The organism is Luteimonas chenhongjianii (assembly GCF_002327105.1).
Lineage (GTDB): Bacteria > Pseudomonadota > Gammaproteobacteria > Xanthomonadales > Xanthomonadaceae > Luteimonas > Luteimonas chenhongjianii.
The window spans coordinates 934,073-957,775 of sequence record NZ_CP023406.1; the positions used below are offsets into that span (position 1 = coordinate 934,073).

Below are 23,703 nucleotides of genomic sequence, written 5' to 3' on the forward strand. Positions count from 1 at the left end.
CGCCCTAGGGTCTGACGACCCGCCCACTCGCAGCGCTGTCGTGCCCCGCCTGCAGCACCCGCATCACGGCGAGCGATTCGTCGAGCGTCACCGGCGGCGCGGCGCCAGAGCTGATCGCATCGCGGACCCCGGCGTAGAACGCGGGGTAGTCGCCGGCCGGCGCGGGCGATGGCATCTCCCGAAGTGTGCCTTCGGCGTCCACCTGCAGCAGTCGTCCCGGCGCCGTGTCGACGCCCCAGCCATCGCCGGTTGGAATCGCCCCTGTCCGCAGCGCGGCTTCCTGCGGATCGAGCCCGTGCTTGAACCAGCTGCCGCGTGTGCCGTGCACCGCGAAGCGCAGTCCGGCGCCGAGCACCAGGGCGCCGGCATGCAGCACCACGCGCAGGCGCGCATAGCGCAGCACCACGTGGAAGAAATCATCGACCTCGGCCGATTCGCGCTGGATCGCGATATCGGCCTGCACCGCATCGGGCAGGCCGAACAACTGCAGGGCCTGATCGACGAGATGCGGGCCCAGGTCGAGCCATAGCCCCGCGCCGGGGCCGGGGCGTTCGCGCCAGCGATCGACCACCTGCGGCCGGAAGCGGTCGAAATGCGAATGCAGCTCGGCGATATCGCCGAGCGCGCCTGCGGCGACCAGCGCACGCAGCGCCAGGAAATCCGCATCCCAGCGCCGGTTGTGGAACACGGTGAGCAGGCGGTCGGCACGCCGCGCGGCTGCAGCCATCGCGCGGGCCTCGTCGAGATCCAGCGCGAACGGCTTGTCGACCACCACATGACGACCAGCGGCGAGCGCGGCGATCGCCAGTGGCGCATGCGTGTGGTTCGGCGACGCGATCACCGCGAGGTCGATTGCAGGGTCGGCGAAGGCCATCCCGGGATCGGCGGCGACCCGGGCATCTGCGAAATCCGCATGGACCTTGTCGGCGTTGCTCGACACTACGGTATGCAGCCGCAGGCCCGGTGTCGCCTCGATCAGCGGCGCGTGGAAGACCCGCCCGGCGAGGCCGTAGCCGACCAGCGCCACCTGCAGGCCGTCCTCCACCCTGTGCTACCAGCTGAAGAGGCGGTAATAGGTCTGCGGCACGTCGTCGCCTTCGTTGTCGATGCTGCCGTCGCCGTCGCGGTCGTACAGGTAATAGGTCGGACCGCGCGAGGGCACGACCTGCACGGCGCGCAGCTGGCCCGCGATCCGGTATTCGGTGATCTGGTCGCCATTGGCTTCCCTGCGGGTCACCTGCTCGGCATCGGCCGGAATGCCTTCAGGCAGGCCGTCGCCGGTCGTCGCACAAGCGGTCAGGCCGCACAGGGCAGCAGCGAGCAGGGCGGTGCGGAAGCGGTGCATGACGGTCTCCGGCGCAATCGGTGGGCGGGCAGTATGCGGGGCAGGCGGTCGCATCGCAGTGATGCGTCTCACGGGGCGGGCGGGGTGCGGCGGTAGAATCGCATCATGAAACGCCTCATCCTGATCGACGGGTCCTCGTACCTGTATCGCGCCTTCCACGCGCTGCCACCTCTCACCAATGCGCAAGGCGAGCCCACCGGCGCATTGTTCGGCATCGTCAACATGCTGCGGGCCACGATCAAGGAAGCGCCGGACTTCGCCGCCTTTGTCGTCGACGCGCCCGGCCGCACGTTCCGCGACGACCTCTACGCCGCCTACAAGGCCAATCGCCCGCCGATGCCCGACGAACTGCGCGCGCAGGTCGAGCCCATGTGCACGATCGTCGAGGCGCTGGGCTTTCCGATCCTGCGCATCGGGGGCGTCGAGGCCGACGATGTCATCGGCACCCTGGCACTGCAGGCGAGCGAGGCCGGCATCGACGTCACCATCTCGACCGGCGACAAGGACTTCGCCCAGCTCGTGCGTCCGCGCATCACGCTCGTCAATACGATGAGCGGCAGCCGCATGGACAGCGAGCAGAGCGTGGTCGACAAGTTCGGCGTCCGCCCGGACCAGATCGCCGACCTGCTCGCCCTGATGGGCGACAGCATCGACAACATCCCCGGCGTGGCCAAGTGCGGGCCGAAGACCGCGGCCAAGTGGCTGGTCGAATACGAATCGCTCGATGGCGTGATCGCGAACGCGGGCAACATCAAGGGCAAGATCGGCGAGAACCTGCGCGAGGTGCTCGGGCAGCTGCCCCTGAGCCGCGAGCTGGCGACGATCAAGACCGGTGTCGAACTCGACTGCACGGCAGAATCCCTGGTGTTGCGCGAGCGCGATACCGACGCCTTGCGCGTGCTGTACGCGCGCTACGGATTCAACCAGGCGCTGCGCGACCTCGACGGTGGGACGGCCGCTTCGGCGCCCGCCATCGCGGCGGCGGCGCCGCTGTCGGCGCCTGCATCGCTCGATCCCGCGCTGTCGGGGGACGGCGAGTACGAGACCGTGACCACACGAGAGCGTCTCGATGCCTGGGTCCAGCAGCTGCAGGCGGCCGACGAGTTCGCGCTGGATACCGAGACCGATGCGCTCGACGCCATGCGCTCCGGCCTCGTCGGCCTGAGCGTGGCGGTGGAGCCCGGTCGCGCCGCCTACATCCCGGTCGCCCACGATTATCCCGGTGCTCCGCAGCAGCTCGACCGCGCCGAAGTGCTCGACGCGCTGCGCCCGCTGCTCGAGGATCCGGGCAAGCGCAAGCTCGGCCAGCACGGCAAATACGACATCCATGTCCTGCGCCGGCACGGCGTCGAGTTGCGCGGCTACGCCGACGACACCCTGCTGGAGAGCTTCGTGCTGGATGCGGGCATTGCCCGCCACGATCTCGATTCGCTGGCCCGGCGCCATCTCGGCCGCGACACGATCAAGTTCGAGGACGTCGCCGGCAAGGGTGCCAAGCAGATCTCGTTCGCCCAGGTCGCGATCGACGACGCGACGCGATATGCCGCCGAGGATGCCGATATCACCCTGCGGCTGCACCGCGTTCTCAAGCCACGCGTCGAGGCCGATCCGGGGCTCGCCCGCGTGTACGGCGAGATCGAGATTCCGCTGGTGCCGGTGCTCGCGCGCATCGAAGCCAATGGGGTCATGGTCGATGGCGAAGAACTGCGCAGGCAGAGCGCCGACCTGTCGCGGCGCATGCTCGCCGCCCAGCAGAAGGCCACCGAACTCGCCGGCCGCGCCTTCAATCTCGATTCGCCCAAGCAACTCTGCGCGCTGCTGTTCGAGGAACTGGGCCTGCCCGCCGTGGTCAAGACGCCCAAGGGTCAGCCGAGCACCAACGAAGAAGCGCTCGAAGCGATCGCCGACCAGCACGAACTGCCGCGCGTGATCCTCGAATACCGCGGCCTCGCCAAGCTGCGCAGCACCTATACCGACAAGCTTCCGGAAATGGTCAACGCCACCACCGGGCGCGTGCACACCAGCTACCACCAGGCGGGCGCCGCTACGGGCCGATTGTCGTCGAGCGATCCCAACCTGCAGAACATCCCGATCCGCACCGACGACGGTCGCCGCATCCGCCGCGCCTTCGTCGCCCCGCCCGGCCGCAAGCTGATCGCCTGTGACTACTCGCAGATCGAGCTGCGGATCATGGCCCACCTGTCGGAGGATCCCGGCCTGGTCCGGGCCTTCGAATCCGGCGTGGACGTCCATCGCGCCACTGCCGCCGAAGTCTTCGGCCGCCCGCTCGACGAAGTCACGATCAATGAGCGCCGCGCGGCGAAGGCCATCAACTTCGGGCTGATGTACGGCATGAGCGCGTTCGGCCTGGCGCGCAACCTCGGCATCAGCCGCGGCGAGGCGCAGGACTACATCGCGCTGTACTTCTCGCGCTATCCCGGGGTGCGCGATTTCATGGAACGCACCCGTCAGCAGGCGCGCGAGTGCGGTTACGTCGAAACCGTGTTCGGCCGTCGCCTGACCCTCGACTTCATCCAGAAGGGCAACGCCTCGCAGCGCGCCGGCGCCGAGCGTGCGGCGATCAACGCACCGATGCAGGGCACGGCGGCCGACATCATCAAGCGGGCGATGATCCGCGTGGACGGCTGGATCGCCGCACACGCGGCGCGTGCCAAGATGATCCTGCAGGTGCATGACGAACTTGTTTTCGAGTCCGATCTCGACTTCGTGGAAACGTTGCGTACCCAGGTCGTCGAACTGATGACCGGGGCGGCGGATCTGCGGGTGCCGCTTGTCGTCGACAGCGGCGTCGGCGACAACTGGGACGAGGCACATTGACCGGCGGATTTGCCGAGTCTGGCCGCAGCCGGGTGCTGGCCGCAGCCTTCTAAATGGCCCCTGAATCCAACGGAAAATTAACCGGATCCTTCACGATCCATCCATCTGCCAAATGGTCTTATGTCCCTCGACAGATGCAAGGTCTGTCGCAGATCGCTTCCTCCCCTGGAGCGATCGCCGGAACCATCAGGCGTCTCCCCGCGCCCGGTTCCCGAGCCCCGTAGGCCCCCCCTGCCTGCGGGGCTTTTTTATGTCCGCGATTCGAGGCGGGCCTCCGAAGCACACCGGGACACGACGTTTGAATAGCACCGGTGCGACTGCCAGGAGGCTGGACCTCTGCGTCAGAACGGTGCGCTCGACGCGATGCGCAAGCGCTCCCCGGTGTGCGGATGATCGAAGACCAGTGCCTCGGCGTGCAGCAGCAGGCGGTGTGCGCGGGCGGTCGTCTCGGGAGGCGCATACAGGGTGTCGCCCAGGATAGGGTGGCCGACCGCCTGCAAGTGAACACGCAACTGGTGGGTGCGGCCTGTCTCCGGCGCCAGGGCCAGACGCGTGCAGGGGGCGTCATCGGCGGCCAGCAGGTGCTCCAAGAGGCGCCACCGGGTACGCGCCGGTTTGCCGTTCAGCTGGTCGACCGCCTGTCGCGGCCGGTTCGGCCAGTCGGCCCCTACGGGCAGGTCGATCAGGCCGGCGGCCTCGGCCAGCCAGCCGTCGACGATGGCGATGTAGGCCTTGTCGATGCGCCGCTGTTCGAAGGCCGCGCCGAGCCTGCGCTGCATGTCCGGCCCACGTGCGAACACGATGACGCCCGAGGTCGCCTGGTCCAGGCGGTGGACGACCCGTGCGTCGGGCCATTGCGCGAGCACCCGTGCGGCGAGGCAGTCCTGCTTGTCGGCGCCGCGGCCGGGCACCGACAGCAGGCCGCCGGGCTTGTCGAAGGCCAGCAGGTGCGCATCCACATGCAGTACGTGCAGGCCGCCGGGCGCGACCTCCGAACGCATGTCGACTCCGGCGGTCACCGGCTCAGGCGAGTTCGGACAGCCAGTCGCGCGGATGCAGGTAGGCGGCGAGGCGTGCCTCGTCGCTGCCGGCCTCGGGCGTGAAGCCGTATTCCCAGCGCACGCGCGGCGGCAGGCTCATCAGGATCGATTCGGCGCGGCCGCCCGACTGCAGCCCGAACAGGGTTCCACGGTCGTAGACCAGGTTGAACTCGACATAGCGGCCGCGCCGGTAGAGCTGGAATTCGCGTTCGCGCTCGCCATACGTCATGTCCTTGCGGCGCGCGACGATCGGCAGGTAGGCATCGAGGAATCCGTCACCGACCGCGCGCATATATGCGAAGTCCTGGTCGAAATCACCGTGCAGGTCGTCGAAGAACAGGCCGCCGACACCGCGCGTCTCGTTGCGGTGCCTGAGGAAGAAATACTCGTCGCACCATTGCTTGTGAGCCTCGTAGCGCGCCTGTCCGCCGAAAGGCTCGCACAGCTCCCGTGCGGTGCGGTGCCAGTGCAGCACGTCCTCGTCGACCGGATAGAACGGGGTCAGGTCGAAGCCGCCACCGAACCACGAGGCCACGGTCTCGCCATCGCGCATCGCGCGGAAATGGCGCACGTTGGCGTGGGTGGTCGGCAGGTAGGGGTTGCGGGGGTGGAACACCAGCGACACGCCGCAGGCGCGCCATGAAGCGCCGGCGAGCTCGGGGCGGTTGGCGCTCGCCGAAGGCGGCAATGCCGCGCCGGAGACGTCGGAAAAGCCGATGCCTGCCTGTTCGAAGACCGCCCCATCGCGCAGGACGCGGGTGCGGCCGCCGCCGCCTTCGGCACGCTCCCACAGGTCCTCGGTGAAGCGGGCGCGTCCGTCGGCGCCCTCGATGGCCTGGCAGATCCGGTCCTGCAGGCCGGTGAGGTAATCGCGGATGGTGTCGAAATCGTTCATGCCACGCATTGTAGGCGGCGCGTACGCGGCAACATTGATCGTGGTCAATGCAAGCACGGCGTCTCCGGTGGGCGCCCGCGCCCGGGCGGGCGCCAGCACGCAGGTCCCGTGGGGCCGTGGAAGCATCGGGGCGTCGCAGCGGGGAGCGATCGGTCGCGTCGGCGGCGCAGCGCCGGCTGCAGGACCTGGTGTCAGCTGTAGGCCTGGCGCCAGGCATCGAGCCGCGCGGCCAGTACGGCGGCGCGCTGGCCGTAGGTGTCGGGCAACGCGCCATCGAAACCGGTCAGGCCGCGGTTGACGCGTCGCACCCGCCCCGCGGCATCGACGTGGTCGGCGAAGTCGATGCCGACCACCGTGTGCAGGCCGACCCGCGTGGGGCCGAAACGCACGATATCGCGCCAGTGCCAGCGGGTGACCCGGAACAACGCGCGCAGCTCGATGCCGTTCGCATCGAGCCGCAGGTGATTGGCGCCCGGGACCAGAGACACCGCCGCCACGAGGCCGCACAGCGCGAAAAAGCCACCGCAGGTCCACGCGATCATCGGACTGCGGTCGGCGAGACCGACCGCAACCCAGACCAGGCCGGCGCTGATCGCCAGCAGCGCGAGCATCTTCCACGGCGCCGGCCGCAGCAGCTCCACCGCCGGCAGGGCGCCGGGCGCGGTCATTTCAGCGTGCGCTCGAACAGCTCATGGATGCGGCGGTACTGGTCGTACCAGGAGGCGGGATGCTGGTAGGCATGACGCTCGAGCGGATAGCTCGCCAGTTCCCACTTGTCCTTGCGCAGCTCGATCAGGCGCTGGGACATCATCACCGAGTCGCGATAGAACACGTTGTCGTCGATCATGCCGTGCGCGATCAGCAGGTTGTCCTGCAGGCGGTCGGCGTATTCCATCGGCGAGGACTTCAGATAAGCCTCGGGATCGATGTCCGGCGTGTTGAGGATATTGGCGGTGTAGGCGTGGTTGTACTGCGACCAGTCCGTTACCGGACGCAACGCCGCGCCCGCCTTGAACTTGCCCGGCTCGCGGAACAGCGCCATGAAGGTCATGAAGCCGCCATAGCTGCCGCCGTAGATGCCCACGCGGTCGCGATCGGCCTGGTGGTTGTCGACCAGCCAGTCGATGCCGTCGAGATAGTCCTCGAGTTCCGGGTGGCCCATCTGCCGGTAGATCGCCGTGCGCCAGTCGCGGCCGTAGCCGCTGGAGGCGCGGAAATCGAGGTCCAGCACGATGTAGCCCTGCTGCACCAGCAGGTTGTGGAACATCTGCTCGCGGAAGTAGTTCGGATAACGCTCGTGCACGTTCTGCAGGTAACCGGCGCCATGGACGAACAGCACGACCGGGTACTTGCGGCCGGGCTCGTAGGTCCTGGGGCCGTAGAACTTGCCCCAGACGGTGCCGGCGCCGTGCTTGGACGGGATCTGGACGTACTCGGGCTGCAGCCAGTCGTAGGCCTTGTACTCGGCGCTGCGGGTGTCGGTGAGCACGCGCACCTGGCCACCCGCGACGTCGGCGACGGCAAGCTGCTGCGGCGTGTAGCTGCTGGATGTGCGCAGCAGCAGTCGGGTCTCGTCCGGCGAGAGGGCGAAGTCGTCGACGTTGCCGACATTGGTGACCTCGGCGACGCTGCCGCCGGAGGCGCTGCAGACGTCATAGCGGCCCGGCCACTGGCGGTTGCACATGAAGAAGAAGCGCGTGCCGTCGCGTGACATCACCGGCGAGGACACCTCCCAGTTGCCGGACGTGAGCGCGCGCGAGCGGCTGCCGTCGTTGAGATAGAGGTGCGAATAGCCGGTGGCCTCGGACAGGAACCACAACGTGCGGTTGTCGGGCAGCCAGCCGAACTCGTTGAAGTCCCAGTTGATCCACGCCTGGTCGCTCAGGCGGTCGCGGTTCTGCAGCGAGGCGTTCGCGAGGTCGACCGTGGCCAGCCAGCGGTCCTTGTTGTCGACCGAGTGGATCGACAGCGCGACGTTGCGGCCGTCATCGCTCCAGCGGATCGCCCCGCCCCCGCCGCCGCGGCCATCGAGTTCCAGGCGCACCGGGCGGTTGCCCTTGAGCGCATCCTTGCCGGCGGCGCGGCGCAGATCGGCCAGCGGGTCGCTGGCGATGCCGGGCAGGGCATCGGTCTTGAGCTCGCGGACCTGGCCGCTGGCCACATCCACCAGCCACAGCGTATGCGGCAGCGGATCGTTGCGGCCCACGCGCGTGCGGACGTCCTCGAATTCCTCATAGCCCGACTCGGTCACGTACCTGGGCATCTTGCCGTCCTGCCCCGCGTTGCCGCTCTTGGCGGTGGTGACCACGATCATCCGGTCGCCGGCAGGAGACAGCGCGCTGCCGGCAATCGTCACGTCCCTGCCGAGGAACACCGGGCCGGGCGCGCGCGTGGCATCGCCGCGGCGCCAGGCCTCGTTCTGGCTGCGCAATTCCTCGCGGCGGTCGCGTTCGACCCGCAGGGTCTCGATCATGCGCAGCTGGCGCTCACGCAGATCGTCGGCCTTCGGCGGCTTCGTGGGATCGTCCTCGGCCTTGAGGCTCGCGAGCTGGGCGGTGCCACGCTGCGCGTCCCAGCCGAACCAGTCGTTGCCGGTGCGCCACACCAGCCCGCCGGCCGGGGTCCACTGCGGCTGGGCCTCCTGCGCGTCGGTGCGGGTGATCTGGGTCAGCGCGCCGGTACGCAGGTCGCGCACGAACAGGTCGCCGTTGCGCAGGAAGGCCATGCGCGTGCCGGTCGCATCGGAGATGGGGCCCTGGCCGTCGATTTCGGCGCGCGCACCGTCCTCGACACGCGTGGCGGCGCCGCCGGTGAGCGGCTGCATCCAGGTGTCGCGGACATTGCTGCCTTCCCGCTTTTGCGCGTAGTACGCCGCCTGGCCGTCCCAGCGCCACCACGTACGCTCAACTGGGGCGCCGATCCAGTCAGGATCGGCCATGATCCGCTCCATCGTCAGCGGCTGCGCCGGTTGCGCAAGGGCGAGAGGGGACACGAGGGCGCAGGCGAGCACCCAGCTCAGCGGCAGTCGACGCATTCGGCGGTTCCAGGACGAAAGGACCGCGGAGTGTACCGGCCGCCGGCATGGCCCCAGCACTGGCGAAGGTCACGGTGGCGCGATCGGGTGTCGCATGCACGTCGGGTCGCACGCCCGTTTCACGAGGAGCGCCGCAGACTCCCGTTGGTTCGCGATGATCGGAGACGACCACATTGGACGCGTTGCTGCTGTCGCGGATCCAGTTCGGCTTCGTGGTTTCGTTCCATGTGCTGTTCCCCGCATTCACGATCGGGTTGTCGAGTTGGCTGGCGTTCCTGGAATGGCGGTGGCTGCGGACACGCGATCCGGTCTGGCGCGAGCTCTATTTCTTCTGGATGCGGATCTTCGCCGTGTCGTTCGGCATGGGCGTGGTGTCGGGCATCGTCATGAGCTTCCAGTTCGGCACCAACTGGTCGGCGCTGAGCATCGCGGCCGGAAACATCCTCGGGCCGCTGCTGAGCTACGAGGTGCTGACGGCGTTCTTCCTCGAGGCGGGTTTCCTCGGTGTGATGCTGTTCGGCTGGGGCCGGGTGTCGGAGAAACTGCATTTCCTGTCGACCTTCCTGGTCGCGCTGGGCACCGTGATCTCGACGTTCTGGATCCTCTCGGCCAACAGCTGGCTGCATACGCCAGACGGCTATGCGCTGATCGACGGCGTGTTCCAGCCTGCCGACTGGATGTCGATCATCTTCAATCCCTCGTTTCCGTACCGGCTGACGCACATGGTGCTGGCGGCGTTCATCACCACCTGCTTCGTCATCGGGGGCGTCGCGGCGTGGTACCTGCGCCGCGGCGAACATGTCGATGGCGCCAGACGGATGCTCAAGCTGGCCGTCGCGTTCGCCGCGATCACCGTGCCGGTGCAGATCGTCGTCGGTGACCTGCATGGCCTCAATACCGCCGAGGTCCAGCCGATCAAGCTCGCGGCGATGGAGGGGCACTGGCACGAAAGCGCGCCGGGCCAGGGCGTACCGCTGGTGGTGTTCGCGGTGCCCGATGCGAAAGCGGAACGCAACGACTTCGAGTTCGCGATCCCGCGGCTCGGGAGCCTCATCCTCACCCATAGCTGGGACGGGACGATCACGCCGCTGACCGCCGTGCCGCGCGACGAGCGGCCGCCGGTCGCGCCGGTCTTCTATGCGTTCCGGATCATGGTCGCCATCGGCCTGGCGATGCTCGCGCTGAGCGTGGTCTCGCTGTGGGCATGGCGGCGCCGGTGGCTGTTCGAGTCGACCTGGCTGCTCAACGCCTGGCGGCTGATGGCGCCGAGTGGCTTCATCGCGGTGCTGGCCGGCTGGGTGGTCGTCGAGATGGGCCGCCAGCCCTGGGTGATCCAGGGCCTGCTGCGCACTGCGGACGCGGTCAGCGACATCGACCACACCAGTGTGATCGTCTCGCTGGGCGCCTTCCTGCTGGCGTATGCCGTGGTGTTCGGCGCGGGCGGCGGCTACATCCTGAAGATGATCCGCAAGGGCCCGCAGCCCTTCGATGACGGCCCGGACTCCGACGAGGGCGAGCGAACACCGGCGCGGCCGATCTCCGCCGCCGACGGTCCGGTGGGAGACGACTGATGGACATGGCGACCGTGCTGCCGGTGGTCTGGTTCGGCGTGATCGGATTCGGCGTACTGATGTACGTGCTGCTCGACGGTTTCGTGCTGGGGCTGGGCGTGCTGGCGCCCTTCGCCGAGGACGGCAGCCAGCTCGACCACATGATGACCACCGCTGCGCCCATCTGGGACGGCAACGAGACCTGGCTGGTGCTGGGCGGCGCCGGTCTGCTGGCGGCATTCCCGCGCGCCTACGCGATCGTGCTGTCGGCGCTGTACCTGCCGGTGCTGCTGATGCTGATCGCGCTGGTGTTCCGCGGCGTCGCGTTCGAATTCCGCTTCAAGGCCCGGCGCGGCAAGCGCTTCTGGGGCGCGGCGTTCGCGGTGGGCTCACTGCTCACGGCGTTCGCGCAGGGCGTGATCCTCGGTGCGCTGGTCGAGGGCATGCCGCTCGAGGAGGGCAAGTACGCAGGCGGCGCGCTCGACTGGTTCAGTCCGTTCTCGATGCTGACCGGTGTGGCGGTGGTGTTCGGGTATGCGTTGCTCGGCAGCACCTGGTTGATCCTCAAGACCGAGGGCCGGCTCCAGCTGATCGCCCGCACGCTCACGCGGCCGCTGGTGATGGTCGTCGCGGCGTTCATGGGCCTGGTCAGCGCGTGGCTGCCGTTCCTCGACTCGCGGATCATGGCGCGCTGGTTCGAGGACGGGAACTTCTGGTGGTTGTCGCCGGTGCCGATGCTGGCGCTGGTCAATGCGGTCTGGCTGTGGCGCGCGGCGATGCGCGAAGGCCGCGACGCGCGCCCGTTTCTGCTGACGCTGAGTTTCTTCGGCCTTGGCTTCGCCGGCCTGGTGCTGGGGATCTGGCCCAACATCGTGCCGCCGTCGCTGAGCATCTGGGAGGCGGCGTCGCCGCCCTCGTCGCAGGGCTTCGTGCTCGCGGGGCTGGTGGTGCTGCTGCCGCTGGTCCTCGGCTACACGGCGTGGTCATACCGCGTCTTCCGCGGCAAGGTGGCCGCCGACGCCGGCTATCACTGAACCCCGCGTCATCGCCGCGCGCCGCAGCCCGGTCCCCGCCATACCCAAGGTCGCGCGAATGCCGCACAATCCCGTGTGTTTCCGCGGTCTTCGCCCATGCACGCCTACGTCTACAAAAGCCAGCGCAAGGCGGACACCTACGTGTACCTCGCCAAGCGCGACGCGTTCGACGTCCTGCCCGATGCAGTACGCGAGCAGTTGGGCACGTTGAGCTTCGTGCTGGATGTCGCCCTCACGCCCGAGCGCAGGCTCGCCCGCGAGGACGCTTCGACCGTACGCGAGCGCCTGCGCACCCAGGGATTCCATCTGCAGATGCCGCCGCGTGGGCTGATGGATCCGCTGACGGAGGACTGGGGCACCGATGCCTGAGTCGACCCAGCGTTTCTCGTCCGTCACCGGTCGACCCCTGAGTCTCGTGTTCCTGGCCGGCCTGGCGCTGGCCGCGCTGACCGTCGTGGGCGGCCCGGTCGCCGCATTGGCCGGTGCGCTCGCGCAGCCGGCATTCGCATTGTTCGTCCGCGCGCTGCGGACGCGCGCGGCTCCGCCCGGCCCCGCGCTGCAGACCGACCTGGTCTCGCTCGCGGTCGCGTGGAGCGGCGCGACGGTGATGACCGCGGCCCTGATCGTCTGGCCGCTCTCGGCCCTGCGCCAGGGCGGACAACTCGGCGCGGTGCTGGTGCTGAGCGTGGCCGCGGGCCTTGCGGTCATCGCGTTCTGGCGCACCTGGCCGCTGTGGCACGCGCTCGAGCGCGATGGCGGCGATCTGCGCGTGCACTGGCGCACCCTGGCCGAACGCGACACCAGCCACTGGCGCGGCGTCGGCGCTGCGCTCTGCGTCGCCGCCATCGTGGCGCTGGTGCTCGCGCCGGCGTGGCTGCCGCCCGGCGGTATCGGTCCGCGGATCGGCCTTGCGGTCTTCTCCATCGTGGCCTGGGGCGGCCTGCATGCAGTCCTGCAAGGGCTGGCCCCGCCCGCCGCGTTGGCGATGCCGATCATCGAGATGCCGGGCGATCCGGCGGCGGCGCTGACCGAAGCTCCGCTCGACGCCGCGCCCGACGTCGCGCTCTATGCTGCCGCGCGCGCCGGGCGCGTGGATCGCGCGCTGGCGCTGATCGAAGCGGGCGCCGATGTCCGTGCATTGCCGGAACCCGGCGATCGCGACCAGCGCAGCCTGGCCGTGCTCGCGGCGGTGCTGCCCGACCTGCGCCTGCTGCGGGCGCTGATCGCAGCGGGCGTCGACGTCAACGCCGCCCATGCCGGCATGACGCCACTGCTGGCCGCGACCCGCGACAGCTGGCACGGTCGCCCGGATGCGGTGATGACCCTGCTGGCGAACGGCGCCGATCCGCGCATCGTCGATCACGAGGGCAACACACCCCTGCATCTGGCGGCGCGCAGCTCCGATCCGGGTGTCGCCGCGCTGCTGCGCGATGCGGCCGCCGAGCTCGAGGCCTGCAACCACGACGGTCTGACCCCGCTCGGCATGGCCTGCGCGGTGGGCAACTGGCGGCTGGCGAAATTCCTGCTCGAGCGAGGAGCCCGAGCGGAGAGCGAGGGCGGTACCCCCGCGCTGCTGGCCGCGGCCGGCGGCGACGAGGACGACGCCGCTGGCGTGCAGTTGCTGATCCGCCACAAGGCGCGCGTGGACGCGCGCGATGCGCAGCGCCGCAGCGCACTGCACGTGGCGGCCTTCCATGGCCACGCCGACATCCTCGCGGCCCTGCTCGCCGCTGGCGCCGACGTGCGCGGGCGTGACAGCGACGGCCGCACGCCGCTGCTGGAAGCCGCGCGCGGCGGACGCATGGCGGCGCTCGATGCGCTGCTGGCTGCGGGCGCCGACGTCGCCGCGGTCGACATCGCCGGCCGCAACGCGCTGATGCTGGCCTGCTCGGCAGAGCTGCCGTCGGCAGCCCTGGTGCAGCGGTTGCTGGATCTGGGGGTGCCGGCCGACGTGGTCGATGGGGACGGGCGCAAGCCGGTCGACCGCGCTGCCGAGACCGGACGCTGGACGCTCGTGCGCCTGCTCGACCCCGACTATCCGTTGCCGGCGAATCTCGGTCTCGACGATGACGATGATCTCGCCCCGGGCGGCGATCGCACGCCGGTGCTGTTGCTGCGCGCGAGCCTGCGCGAGGGCCGCTTCGAGGACCAGGGCCCGGTGCTGCGTCTGCTCGGCCCGCGCGATCTGGGCGGCTTGTTGCTCGACCCGGAAATGCCGCCTTCGCTCGCGCGCATCGAGTGGCTGCTCGCGCAGGGCGCCGACGTCGAAGTGGCCGATGCCGAGGGCCGGCCGCCGCTGTGCGCGCTGCTGTCCTCGGCGCCGACCGTGCTGCCCATCCTCCAGGCGTTGCTGCGTCACGGCGCGTCCCCGGGCGGCGCCGGCAATCTCGCCCGCTATCTCGCCGCCTGCGTCGAGGACGACCAGGCCGGGCGCGCGTTCGAGAGCTTCGCGCTGGATCTGCTGGCGCGCGGCGCGGATCCCTACGCGGCCGCGCCCAATGGCGATCCGCCGCTGGCGCTGGCGGTCCGACTGGGTTGGCTGCATCTGATCGAACGCCTGGTCTGTCACGGCGTCGACCTCGACCTGCGCGACAGCCGCGGCATGACCGCCCTGCATCTGGCTGCCGCGCTGGGACGCGAAGGTGCGCTGAAGGTGCTGATCCGCCACGGCGCCTCGCCGGTGGCCTGCGCTGCCGACGGCCAGACGCCGCTGGGCGTGGCCCTGTCGGCCGGTCGCCGTGATCTCGCCGACTGGCTCGACTGGCGGGGCTGGAAACTGCCGGGCCGTGCGCTGGAGCCGACGGACCTGCCGGTCGCCGCCAGCTCTGGCGACGCCGATGCAGTGCGTCGGCTGCTCGATCTGGGATTCCCGGTCGATACCGCCGATGGGCAGGGCTGCACGGCGCTGCTGCGCGCTGCCGGTGGCGGGCACCGCGCCGTCGTCGACCTGCTGCTGGCGCGCGGCGCCGATCCCGCGCGTCCCGCGCAGTCGGGGGCGACGCCGCTGTCGGCGGCGGTCAGCATGCGTCATGCCGACGTCGTCGACCGTCTCCTCGAAGCGGGTGCCTCGCTCGACCATCGTCTGCCGGGCGAGGTCAGCGTGCTGATGCTCGCGGCGGCACTGGGCCTGCCGGATCTGGCCGGGCGTCTTTTGACCGCGGGCGCCGACATCCATGCCACCGACGCCCAGGGCCTCACTGCACTGCACTGCGCGGCGCTCTACGGCTTCACCTCGCGCGATCGGCCTCGCCTGCTCGCCCTGTTCGACACCCTGCTTCTGGCAGGTGCCGAGGTCGATGCGCCGGCCGCCGGCGGGGTGACGCCGCTGCTGCTGCTGCTCGGCGCCCGCGCCGAGCCCGGCACTGCCTGTGACGAGGACGTGGTGCTGGCGGCGATGGAACATCTGCTCGACGAAGGCGTCTCGCTCGAATCGCGCGACCAGCGCGGCTTCGGTCCCCTGCACCTGTCGGGCCTGCACGGCCAGTTGCGCATCGCGCGCCGGCTGCTCAGGGCGGGTGCCGACCCGGACCTGCGCGACACGCTCAACCGCACCCCGCGCGAGATCGCGGTGATGCGCGGCTTCATCGACGTGGCGGCGGAATTCACCCCGCCCCAGGCAGGGGATGGCGTGTCGATGGCCCGGTTCCTGCGCGAGCAGCGCTGAGCCAGGCGCCGGCCGGCAAGCCCGGGGCTTGCCGGACAGGGGCCGGGCCGGCACAGTCGAGGTCCGGTCACCTGCAGGACGCACCCATGCACCGAACTCTCTCCGCCTTGCTCGGCATCGCATTTCTTGCCGCCGCCGCGCCCGTCGCCGACGCCCAGAACGCGCGCCAGGCGCGCCAGCAAGTCGAGGCCAGCATGCTGGTCACCGGCCACGTCGACATCGATCGCGATGGCCGGGTCAGCGCGCACGTCCTCGACCGGCCTGACAAGCTACCGCCCTACGTCATCGACCTGGTCGAGCGCGCCCTCCCGGCGCTGCGTTTCGAACCGATCCTCGTTGACGGCGCCCCGGTGCTCGCACGGGCGAAGATGAGCATACGGCTGGTGGCCAAGCCGACCGGCGATGGCGACGGCAATATGCAACTCCGCATCGCGGGCGCGCATTTCGGCGAGGAATACTCCGACAGCGATCGCACCAGCGTGCGGCGGTCGAACCTGCGTCCGCCGCGCTATCCAATGAACATCGCGCAGATCGGTGGCAAGGGGACGGTCTACCTGCTGGTCCAGGTGGGCCGTGATGGCAGGCCCATGGATGTCGTGGCCGAGCAGGTCAACCTCACTGCAGTGGGCAGCGCGCGGGAGATGGAGATGATCCGGACCGCCCTGGCGAAGACGGCCGTGGACAATGCCCGCAAGCATTGGGTCTTCACGCCGCCGGATGCGGGCGAAGCCGCCGGACGCGACTACTGGGTGGTCCGCGTGCCTGTCGATTTCCGGCTGGACAACAGCGGAGAGACCGCCCATGGCAAGTGGATTGCCTATCACCCGGGTCCGGTGCAGCGACCGGCGTGGGCGGCGCCCGCGCCTCTGGGCTTCAGTCCCGACACACTGGTCGCCGGCGGCATGACACCCGAGTCCTCGCGCTTCAAGCTGCTGACGGCGCTCGAGGGCTGATCATGGAGCGCGGGTGGGAGCTCCACTCGCGACATCCCGATGCTGTTTGGCGGGCAGTATCGGGCCCCGTCGCCCGGCCGGCAGTCGAAAAAAAGCCCCGCGATGCGGGGCTTTTTCCTGGACGACGCTTCGTCAGCGCTTCATCGACGAGAAGAATTCGTCGTTGGACTTCGTGCTCTTCATCTTGTCGAGCAGGAACTCCATCGCGGCGATTTCGTCCATCGGGTGGAGGAGCTTGCGCAGGATCCAGATGCGCTGCAGCAGGTCCGGCTCGATGAGGTAATCCTCGCGGCGGGTGCCCGACTGGTTGACGTTGATCGCCGGGTAGACGCGCTTCTCGGTGATGCGGCGGTCGAGGTGCACTTCCGAGTTGCCGGTGCCCTTGAACTCTTCGTAGATCACCTTGTCCATCGCGCTGCCGGTGTCGACCAGGGCAGTGGCGATGATGGTCAGCGAGCCGCCTTCCTCGACGTTGCGCGCCGCGCCGAAGAAGCGCTTGGGGCGGTGCATCGCGTTGGCGTCGACGCCGCCGGTCAGGACCTTGCCCGAGCTCGGCACCACGTTGTTGTAGGCGCGGGCGAGGCGGGTGATCGAGTCGAGCAGGATGACGACATCCTTCTTGTGCTCGACCAGGCGCTTGGCGCGTTCGATCACCATCTCGGCGACCTGCACATGGCGCGCGGCCGGCTCGTCGAACGTCGAGGAAATGACTTCGCCGCGCACGGTGCGCTGCATCTCGGTCACTTCTTCGGGCCGCTCGTCGATCAGCAGCACGATCATGTGCACGTCGGGATGGTTGTAGGTAATCGCGCTGGCGATCTGCTGCATCATCATCGTCTTGCCGGCCTTCGGCGGCGAAACGATCAGGGCGCGCTGGCCCTTGCCCTGCGGTGCCATCAGGTCGAGGATGCGGCCGGCGATGTCCTCGCTGGACCCGTCGCCACGCTCGAGCTTGAAGCGCTTGCGCGGGAACAGCGGGGTCAGGTTCTCGAACAGCACCTTGCCCTTGCTGGCTTCCGGCGGCTCGCCGTTGATCGTGTCGACGACCGACAGCGCGAAGTAGCGCTCGCCATCCTTGGGCCAGCGGATGCGGCCCAGCAGATGGTCGCCGGTGCGCAGGTTGAAGCGGCGGATCTGGCTGGGCGAGATGTAGACGTCATCGGGGCCGGCGAGATAGCTCGCCTCGGCCGCGCGCAGGAAGCCGTAGCCGTCGGGCAGGATCTCGAGCACGCCGTCAGCGACGACACCTTCGCCGTGGCGGGTCAGGACCTTGAGCAGGCCGAAGATCACGTCCTGCTTGCGCGCGCGGGCCACGCCTTCGATCGCCAGCTGGTCGGCGATGTCGAGCAGCTTGTGCGCCGGCATCTGCTTCAGATCGCTCAGCGTGTACTGCGGGAAGCCTTCCGGGATGTTCGGTGGCGGCAGGCGCTGGACGTGGTCGTTGCCGCCGTCCTGCGGCAGGCCGTCGTCGCGGCCACCGCCGCGGGGACGGTCGCGCCGGTTCTTGAAGCGGTCGCGGCGGTTGTTGCCGCCCTGATCGTTGTTGTTGCCGTTGTTGTTGCCGCGGTTCTGGTTCTGCTGGCCGCCACCCTGCTGGCGCGGTTCACCGCCCTGCTGGGCGTTGTGCTGACCGCCATTGGGCTGACCATTGCCGGGGCTGCCCGGGTTGCCGCGCTGGGCGTCGCCGTTGCCCTGGCCGGACTCACCGCTCGCCCGGGGCGGGTCGGCACGTGGCGTTTCGGGCTGTGGTGCGGCGTCCCGGGGCGGAGGCGCACTGATCGCCGCAGGCCTGGGCGCCGGGGCGTCCTGGGTGGCCAGCGGCAACTGCGACTGGCTGTCGGATGGTGCGGAATCGGCGGCCTTCTTGGCCACGCGCGGCTTACGCACGCGCTTCACCGCGGTGTCGCCCTCGGGCGTGCCGGGATCGGAAGTATTGTCGGACAAGCGGAAAATCCTCGCTCGGTGCGAGCGCCCGGGACGGGCGGTGGCGGAAGATGGACGGTCTGGAGTGACGTCAGATGGGTGCGGCGGGCCGATGGCACGCCGGAGGAGCGCAAACCTAGCACTGCGCCCGACCGGCGGCAAGCGGGCGCCGCACGGTCGGTTCAGTCGGCATCGCCCTTGCAGGGTCCGCCGACAGTTGGAACGGACTCAGAGCGCCTTGTCGATCATCTGGGCAAGCTGTGGCTTGCCGACGGCGCCGATCTGGGTCGCCTGGACCTGACCGTCCTTGAACAGGAGCAGCATCGGGATGGAGCGCACGTGATACTTCAGCGCGGTGGCCTGGTTCTGGTCCACGTCCACCTTCACCACCTTGGCGCGGCCGGCGTAATCGCCCGCCAGCTCGTCGAGCGCCGGGGCGATCATCTTGCAGGGGCCACACCACGGCGCCCAGAAATCGACCAGCACCGGCACGTCGGACTGCAGCACGGTGGCTTCGAAATCTGAATCGCTGGCATGGATGACGGCTTCGGTCACGGGGGTCTCCGGTGGCTGGGCGCCCGCTTGAAGCAGCGGGGCCGGGATGGATGTAAAATGGGGAATCGCCGACCGGAATCAAGGTGGCGCTCCTGCGGGACGGCATAGCGTCCTGCGCCCAGGCAGTCTGCCGTCGCGACTGCCTCCCACGCAAGCACGCGGCGCCCTCCAGTCGGCGACGCCCCGGACACCTTCCTACGCATGAGCGACAAGCCTCTTACCGACATCACCTTCTCGTCCTTCGACCTGCATCCGGCGTTGCTTGCCGGGCTGGAAGAGGCCGGGTTCACCCGCTGCACGCCGATCCAGGCGCTGACGCTGCCGCTGGCGCTCGCCGGCCGCGACGTCGCCGGCCAGGCCCAGACCGGCACCGGCAAGACCCTGGCGTTCCTGGTCGCCGTGATCAACCGGCTGTTGTCGAAGCCGGCGCTGGCCGACCGCAAGCCGGAAGACCCGCGCGCGCTGATCCTCGCGCCGACCCGCGAACTCGCCATCCAGATCCACAAGGACGCGGTGAAGTTCGGCAGCCACCTCGGGTTGAAGTTCGCCCTGGTCTACGGCGGCGTGGACTACGACAAGCAGCGGCAGATCCTCACCGAGGGCGCCGACGTCATCATCGCGACCCCCGGCCGTCTGATCGACTACGTCAAGCAGCACAAGGTCGTCAGCCTGCACGCCTGCGAGATCTGCGTGCTCGACGAAGCCGACCGCATGTTCGACCTCGGTTTCATCAAGGACATCCGCTTCCTGCTGCGGCGCATGCCGATCCGTACCGAGCGGCAGACGCTGCTGTTCTCGGCGACGCTGAGCCACCGCGTGCTCGAGCTCGCCTACGAGCACATGAACGAGCCGGAGAAGCTGGTCGTCGAAAGCGAGTTCATCACCAATGCCAAGGTCCGGCAGGTGATGTACTTCCCCGCCGACGACGAGAAGCTGCAGCTTCTGCTGGGCCTGCTCTCGCGCAGCGAGGGTGCGCGCACGATGGTGTTCGTCAATACCAAGGCGTTCATCGAGCGGGTCGCGCGGGCGCTGGAGAAGGCCGGCTACCGCGTCGGCGTGCTGTCTGGCGATGTGCCGCAGAAGAAGCGCGAGAGCCTGCTGAAGAAGTTCCAGGCCGGCCAGCTCGAACTGCTGGTGGCCACCGATGTCGCCGCCCGCGGCCTGCACATCGACGGCGTCAGCCATGTCTTCAACTACGACCTGCCGTTCGATGCCGAGGACTACGTGCACCGCATCGGCCGCACCGCGCGCCTGGGCGCCGAGGGTGACGCGATCAGCTTCGCCTGCGAGCGCTATGCGCAGAGCCTGCCCGAGATCGAGGCCTACATCGAACAGAAGATCCCGGTGGAGCCGGTCACCGCGGAGTTGCTGACCGCGTTGCCGCGCAAGCCGCGCGAGGGCGTCGAACTCGATCCCGAGGACGGCGAGAGCATCGGCGAGATCTTCAAGGAAGTGCGCGAGGCCCGCGCGGTCGAGGATGCCAAGCGTGGTGGCGGTCGCAGTGCTGGCGGCGGCCGCGGTGCCGGTGGCGGCCGCAGTGGTCCCGGCGCGCGCGCGGCGGGCAGCGAGGGCCGTGGCGAGCGCGGACCGCGCAAGCCGCGTCGCCGGCCTGAAGACGCCGCAGCCGAGGCTGCGCCCGCTGCGCCGGCCGCAGCAGCGGCGCCCGTCATCGATGCCGCGGCTGCAGTCGCCCAGGCGACGCCGGACGAATCGCGTCCGCCGCGCAAGCCGCGCCGCCGGCGTGGCGGCAAGAAGGTCGAGGGTGCGCCCGCGCCGCAGCCCGGTGTGGCCGCAGCCGCCGAAGCGCCGGCGAAGCCGCGTGGCGATGCCGGCAAGGGTCCGCGTGAAGTGCGTCCGACCCAGCGGCCGGCGACGACCACGCCGAAGGCCGACATGGCGCCATCGCTGCTCAGCCGCATCGGTCGCGGGCTGCGTCGTCTGGTCTCAGGTGGCGACACGCGCTGATCCGGCGTCGCCTGGCCGTCGAAGAAAAAGCCCCGCTCCGGCGGGGCTTTTTCGTGCGGGGGGTTCCGCGCGGGTCACCGAGCAGCGCGGGAACGTGCGCCGGTGACTCCACCCGATGCCGCGCTCGGCGGTCGCACCCGCAGGCGGGCCATGGCCGCGCTTGCGGCCCCCGGAACGGCAGCGCCGCCAGCAGCGCGGCCACGGCAGTCCGGGCCTGGCGCTGCGGGGCCGGCGCGATGCGCGAACTTCGCACTCGATACCGCATGCCGCGCTCCCGCATGGAGCGCAACGCTGTCTTCCCGAGGGCGCTGGCGCATGGGCGTGGTCGGGCCGCTCGCCCGCACCCGCCCGGCGATGCGCGTCGCTGCCGAGCCGGCGCGTGCGGCGCATGACATCGCCACGCACGGTTTCCCTGCGATACTTCGGCGCATGAGCGTTCTGCGATTCGACAATGTCAGCAAACAGTACTCCGGCGGCCACGTGGCGCTGGCGGACGTCAGTTTCGAGGTGGCGGCAGGCGAGATGATCTTCGTCACCGGGCATTCCGGTGCGGGCAAGAGCACGCTGCTCAAACTCATCCATCTGGCCGAGCGGCCCAGCCGCGGCGCGGTGATGTTCGGCGAGCGCAACCTGCTCAAGGTCCGCGGCCGCCGGGTCGCCCTGCATCGCCGCGAGATCGGCGTGGTGTTCCAGGACCACCGCCTGCTGGCCGACCGCACGGTGTTCGACAACATCGCCCTGCCGCTGATCCTGCGCGGCATGCGTCGACCGGAGATCGGCAAGCGCGTGCGCAGCGTGCTCGAGCGTCTGGCGCTCGGCGCCCGCGAGCGCGCATTGCCCACCCAGCTGTCGGCCGGCGAGCAGCAGCGCATCGGCATCGCCCGCGCCATCGTCGGCGAACCGCGGCTGCTGGTCGCCGACGAGCCCACCGGCAACCTCGATCCCACCCTCTCGGCGGAGATCATGGCGTTGTTCGCCGAGTTGCCCGAGCGCGGTACCAGCGTGCTGATCGCCAGCCACGACCTGGGCCTGGTCAAGCGCATGAAGAAGCGCACCCTGGTCCTCGACCACGGCACGCTCGCCGACGACATCTCGCCGGAGGATCTCGCCGATGCCTGAGGCGCCCCGCAACCAGCCTGCGCGCAGCGGCAGCTCTCCGGTCGGAACCTGGTTCGACCATCATCTCTACAGCGTGCTCGCCAGCCTCGGCCGGCTGTTCAAGAAGCCTTGGTCGGCAGCGCTGACGATCGGCGTGATGGCGGTCGCGCTGGCGCTGCCGCTCGGCCTGTGGCTGGTGCTCGACAACGTCGGCCGCCTTGGCGGCAGCATCGATGCCTCGCGCGAGATCAGCGTCTTCCTCAAGCAGGATGTCGACGATGCGCGTGCACAGGCGCTGGCCGGGGAACTTCGCGGGCGCGGCGACGTCGGCAGCGTCGTGCATCGTTCGCCGGACGAGGGGCTGGCGGAACTGCGCGAGCGAGGCGAGTTCGGCGACACCATCGACGTGCTGGGGGAGAATCCGCTGCCGCACGTGTTGATCGTGACCCCCGGCGGCGACGAGATGCTGCTGGCGGGCGCCCTGCGCGCGATGCCCGAGATCGAGCTTGTCCAGCACGACGCCCAGTGGCGCGAGCGGCTCGACGGCTGGCTGCGCTTCGGTGGACGCGTGGTCTGGGTGCTCGCGGCCCTGCTCGGCATCGGCGCCCTGCTGGTGGTCGGCAATACGGTTCGGCTCGATATCCAGTCGCGACGCGAGGAACTCGGCGTGCTGCAGTTGCTCGGCGCCACCGATGGCTTCATCCGGCGGCCGTTCCTCTACTTGGGCGCCTGGTACGGGCTCGCAGCCGGCGCGGTCGCGCTGGGCCTGCTGGCGCTCGCCGGGCGCGCACTGCAGCCGCCACTTGCCGAACTCGCCGCAAGCTATGGCGCCACGTTCGCCCTGCGTGGCTTCGGGCCCCTGGGCGTACTGGCGGTGCTGGGCGGCGCGGCGTTGCTGGGCTGGCTCGGCGGCGGCATCGTCACCGGGCACTTCCTGCGCCAGACGCGACCCACCGAGACCTGATGCATGGAAGACCTCCGCCACCTCGGCGGCGACACGCCCCGGGTGATGGTCGCCGACGGCTCCCTGCTGGTGCGCCGGCTGATCGGCGACGTGCTGCGACAGTCGCTGCCCGGCGTGGAGATCGTCGACTGCGCCAGCCTCGCCGATGCGACGCAGGCCCTGGCCGCCGCGCCGGTCGATCTGGTCAGCACCGCGCTGTCGCTGCCTGACGGTGACGGCCTGCAGCTGGCCCGCAGCGTTCGCGAGTCCACCGGACAGCGCTACGTGCCGGTGATCGTGGTGTCGGCCGACGCCCAGGCGCACCTCGAAGCGCGGCGCTTCACCGACGATGTCACCGACCATTTCGACAAGGCGCTGGGCCATCGCGCCCTGGCCGAGTTCATCCGCGGCTACGTTCAGCCGGAGCCGATTCCCGATGCGCACGTGCTCTACGTCGAGGACAGCCGCACGGTGGCGCTGGCAACCCGGCGCATGCTCGAGGCCCAGCAGATGCGCGTCACCCATGTGCTCAGCGCCGAGGATGCGCTGGCGTATCTGGAGGCCTATCGCGACGGCCCGGCCGCACCCGGCGCGGACCTCGTGCTCACCGACGTCTATCTCAAGGGCGAGCTCAGCGGCCACGACCTGTTGCGCGCGGTGCGGCGTGATTTCGGCTATGGCAAGCGCCAGCTGCCGGTGCTGGTGATGACCGGCGACGGCAACCACGACAACCAGGTCGCGCTGCTGCGTGCCGGTGCCAACGACCTGGTGGTCAAGCCGGCCGAAGAACGGGTGCTGGCGACCAAGGCCCTGTTCCAGCTGCGCCTGTCGGCAATTCGGGACTGAGGGCGCGCTACCCTGTCGCG

18 protein-coding genes are annotated in these 23,703 nt (G+C 69.7%); 10 read left to right on the forward strand and 8 right to left on the reverse strand.

Annotation, left to right across the window (positions count from 1 at the left end; genetic code table 11):
- Window positions 1–4 precede the first annotated feature (4 nt).
- On the reverse strand, window positions 5–1,045 hold the full coding sequence (locus tag CNR27_RS04210) for an oxidoreductase (RefSeq protein ID WP_096297072.1): 1,041 nt from the start codon (window positions 1,043–1,045) through the stop codon (window positions 5–7).
- Window positions 1,046–1,051: 6 nt separating this feature from the next.
- Entirely contained in the window at window positions 1,052–1,345 is a 294-nt protein-coding gene (locus CNR27_RS04215) for a DUF2782 domain-containing protein (protein ID WP_096297073.1), read from the reverse strand.
- A 105-nt stretch (window positions 1,346–1,450) separates the two neighbouring features.
- On the opposite strand from CNR27_RS04215, the gene polA reads away from it, so the two are divergent.
- Window positions 1,451–4,183, forward strand: a complete 2,733-nt coding sequence (gene polA / locus CNR27_RS04220; protein WP_096297074.1) for a DNA polymerase I — start codon at window positions 1,451–1,453, stop codon at window positions 4,181–4,183.
- 341 nt (window positions 4,184–4,524) lie between these two features.
- On the opposite strand, the gene CNR27_RS04225 is transcribed toward polA, so the two are convergent.
- The 4 genes from CNR27_RS04225 to CNR27_RS04240 all read right to left on the reverse strand — a co-directional run bounded on the left by CNR27_RS04225 (window position 4,525) and on the right by CNR27_RS04240 (window position 9,152).
- Entirely contained in the window at window positions 4,525–5,184 is a 660-nt protein-coding gene (locus CNR27_RS04225) for an RluA family pseudouridine synthase (RefSeq protein ID WP_096300279.1), read from the reverse strand.
- 22 nt (window positions 5,185–5,206) lie between these two features.
- On the reverse strand, window positions 5,207–6,118 hold the full coding sequence (gene hemF, locus CNR27_RS04230) for an oxygen-dependent coproporphyrinogen oxidase (RefSeq protein ID WP_096297075.1): 912 nt from the start codon (window positions 6,116–6,118) through the stop codon (window positions 5,207–5,209).
- 191 nt (window positions 6,119–6,309) lie between these two features.
- Window positions 6,310–6,786, reverse strand: a complete 477-nt coding sequence (locus tag CNR27_RS04235) for a hypothetical protein (RefSeq protein WP_096297076.1) — start codon at window positions 6,784–6,786, stop codon at window positions 6,310–6,312.
- The gene (locus tag CNR27_RS04240) at window positions 6,783–9,152 is read right to left on the reverse strand and encodes a S9 family peptidase (RefSeq protein ID WP_096297077.1); all 2,370 of its coding nucleotides are present in this window, start codon (window positions 9,150–9,152) and stop codon (window positions 6,783–6,785) included. Before CNR27_RS04240 ends, CNR27_RS04235 begins: the two co-directional genes overlap by 4 nt.
- 173 nt (window positions 9,153–9,325) lie before the next feature.
- Here CNR27_RS04240 and CNR27_RS04245 point away from each other — a divergent pair, with 173 nt between their 5' ends.
- From CNR27_RS04245 to CNR27_RS04265, 5 genes are all read left to right on the forward strand, one after another.
- Window positions 9,326–10,723 carry a cytochrome ubiquinol oxidase subunit I gene (locus tag CNR27_RS04245; protein ID WP_096297078.1) on the forward strand — a complete coding sequence of 466 codons (1,398 nt, stop codon included), beginning with the start codon at window positions 9,326–9,328 and terminating at the stop codon, window positions 10,721–10,723.
- Entirely contained in the window at window positions 10,723–11,736 is a 1,014-nt protein-coding gene (gene cydB / locus CNR27_RS04250; protein ID WP_096297079.1) for a cytochrome d ubiquinol oxidase subunit II, read from the forward strand. The genes CNR27_RS04245 and cydB overlap by 1 nt, the downstream gene beginning before the upstream one ends.
- 96 nt (window positions 11,737–11,832) lie before the next feature.
- Window positions 11,833–12,105: a YcgL domain-containing protein gene (locus tag CNR27_RS04255; protein ID WP_096297080.1), complete on the forward strand. Its 273-nt coding sequence runs from the start codon at window positions 11,833–11,835 to the stop codon at window positions 12,103–12,105.
- Window positions 12,098–15,400, forward strand: a complete 3,303-nt coding sequence (locus CNR27_RS04260; RefSeq protein WP_096297081.1) for an ankyrin repeat domain-containing protein — start codon at window positions 12,098–12,100, stop codon at window positions 15,398–15,400. The genes CNR27_RS04255 and CNR27_RS04260 overlap by 8 nt, the downstream gene beginning before the upstream one ends.
- Before the next feature lie 86 nt (window positions 15,401–15,486).
- Complete coding sequence (locus tag CNR27_RS04265; RefSeq protein ID WP_157745256.1) at window positions 15,487–16,353, forward strand: energy transducer TonB; 867 nt, start codon at window positions 15,487–15,489, stop codon at window positions 16,351–16,353.
- A 132-nt stretch (window positions 16,354–16,485) separates the two neighbouring features.
- On the opposite strand, the gene rho is transcribed toward CNR27_RS04265, so the two are convergent.
- Window positions 16,486–18,297: a transcription termination factor Rho gene (gene rho / locus CNR27_RS04270; protein ID WP_096297083.1), complete on the reverse strand. Its 1,812-nt coding sequence runs from the start codon at window positions 18,295–18,297 to the stop codon at window positions 16,486–16,488.
- 207 nt (window positions 18,298–18,504) lie between these two features.
- On the reverse strand, window positions 18,505–18,831 hold the full coding sequence (gene trxA / locus CNR27_RS04275; protein WP_096297084.1) for a thioredoxin: 327 nt from the start codon (window positions 18,829–18,831) through the stop codon (window positions 18,505–18,507).
- Window positions 18,832–19,032: 201 nt separating this feature from the next.
- Between trxA and rhlB the strand changes: the two genes are divergently transcribed.
- The 4 genes from rhlB (at window position 19,033) to CNR27_RS04295 (ending at window position 23,683) form a co-directional block, all read left to right on the forward strand.
- The gene (rhlB, locus tag CNR27_RS04280) at window positions 19,033–20,796 is read left to right on the forward strand and encodes an ATP-dependent RNA helicase RhlB (protein WP_096297085.1); all 1,764 of its coding nucleotides are present in this window, start codon (window positions 19,033–19,035) and stop codon (window positions 20,794–20,796) included.
- A 429-nt stretch (window positions 20,797–21,225) separates the two neighbouring features.
- Window positions 21,226–21,915, forward strand: a complete 690-nt coding sequence (gene ftsE, locus CNR27_RS04285) for a cell division ATP-binding protein FtsE (protein ID WP_096300281.1) — start codon at window positions 21,226–21,228, stop codon at window positions 21,913–21,915.
- Window positions 21,908–22,858: a permease-like cell division protein FtsX gene (gene ftsX, locus CNR27_RS04290; RefSeq protein WP_096297086.1), complete on the forward strand. Its 951-nt coding sequence runs from the start codon at window positions 21,908–21,910 to the stop codon at window positions 22,856–22,858. The genes ftsE and ftsX overlap by 8 nt, the downstream gene beginning before the upstream one ends.
- Window positions 22,859–22,861: 3 nt before the next feature.
- Entirely contained in the window at window positions 22,862–23,683 is an 822-nt protein-coding gene (locus CNR27_RS04295; protein ID WP_096297087.1) for a response regulator, read from the forward strand.
- The last annotated feature ends 20 nt before the right edge of the window (window positions 23,684–23,703 follow it).

Excerpts from the sequence above, each read along its gene's own strand:
- hemF (WP_096297075.1), bottom strand. The coding sequence starts at position 6,118 with ATGAACGATTTCGACACCATCCGCGATTACCTCACCGGCCTGCAGGAC.
- CNR27_RS04265 (WP_157745256.1), top strand. The coding sequence starts at position 15,487 with ATGCACCGAACTCTCTCCGCCTTGCTCGGCATCGCATTTCTTGCCGCC.
- cydB (WP_096297079.1), top strand. The coding sequence starts at position 10,723 with ATGGACATGGCGACCGTGCTGCCGGTGGTCTGGTTCGGCGTGATCGGA.
- CNR27_RS04260 (WP_096297081.1), top strand. The coding sequence starts at position 12,098 with ATGCCTGAGTCGACCCAGCGTTTCTCGTCCGTCACCGGTCGACCCCTG.
- CNR27_RS04215 (WP_096297073.1), bottom strand. The coding sequence starts at position 1,345 with ATGCACCGCTTCCGCACCGCCCTGCTCGCTGCTGCCCTGTGCGGCCTG.
- CNR27_RS04240 (WP_096297077.1), bottom strand. The coding sequence starts at position 9,152 with ATGCGTCGACTGCCGCTGAGCTGGGTGCTCGCCTGCGCCCTCGTGTCC.
- ftsX (WP_096297086.1), top strand. The coding sequence starts at position 21,908 with ATGCCTGAGGCGCCCCGCAACCAGCCTGCGCGCAGCGGCAGCTCTCCG.
- CNR27_RS04235 (WP_096297076.1), bottom strand. The coding sequence starts at position 6,786 with ATGACCGCGCCCGGCGCCCTGCCGGCGGTGGAGCTGCTGCGGCCGGCG.
- polA (WP_096297074.1), top strand. The coding sequence starts at position 1,451 with ATGAAACGCCTCATCCTGATCGACGGGTCCTCGTACCTGTATCGCGCC.
- ftsE (WP_096300281.1), top strand. The coding sequence starts at position 21,226 with ATGAGCGTTCTGCGATTCGACAATGTCAGCAAACAGTACTCCGGCGGC.
- CNR27_RS04295 (WP_096297087.1), top strand. The coding sequence starts at position 22,862 with ATGGAAGACCTCCGCCACCTCGGCGGCGACACGCCCCGGGTGATGGTC.
- rhlB (WP_096297085.1), top strand. The coding sequence starts at position 19,033 with ATGAGCGACAAGCCTCTTACCGACATCACCTTCTCGTCCTTCGACCTG.
- CNR27_RS04255 (WP_096297080.1), top strand. The coding sequence starts at position 11,833 with ATGCACGCCTACGTCTACAAAAGCCAGCGCAAGGCGGACACCTACGTG.
- CNR27_RS04225 (WP_096300279.1), bottom strand. The coding sequence starts at position 5,184 with ATGCGTTCGGAGGTCGCGCCCGGCGGCCTGCACGTACTGCATGTGGAT.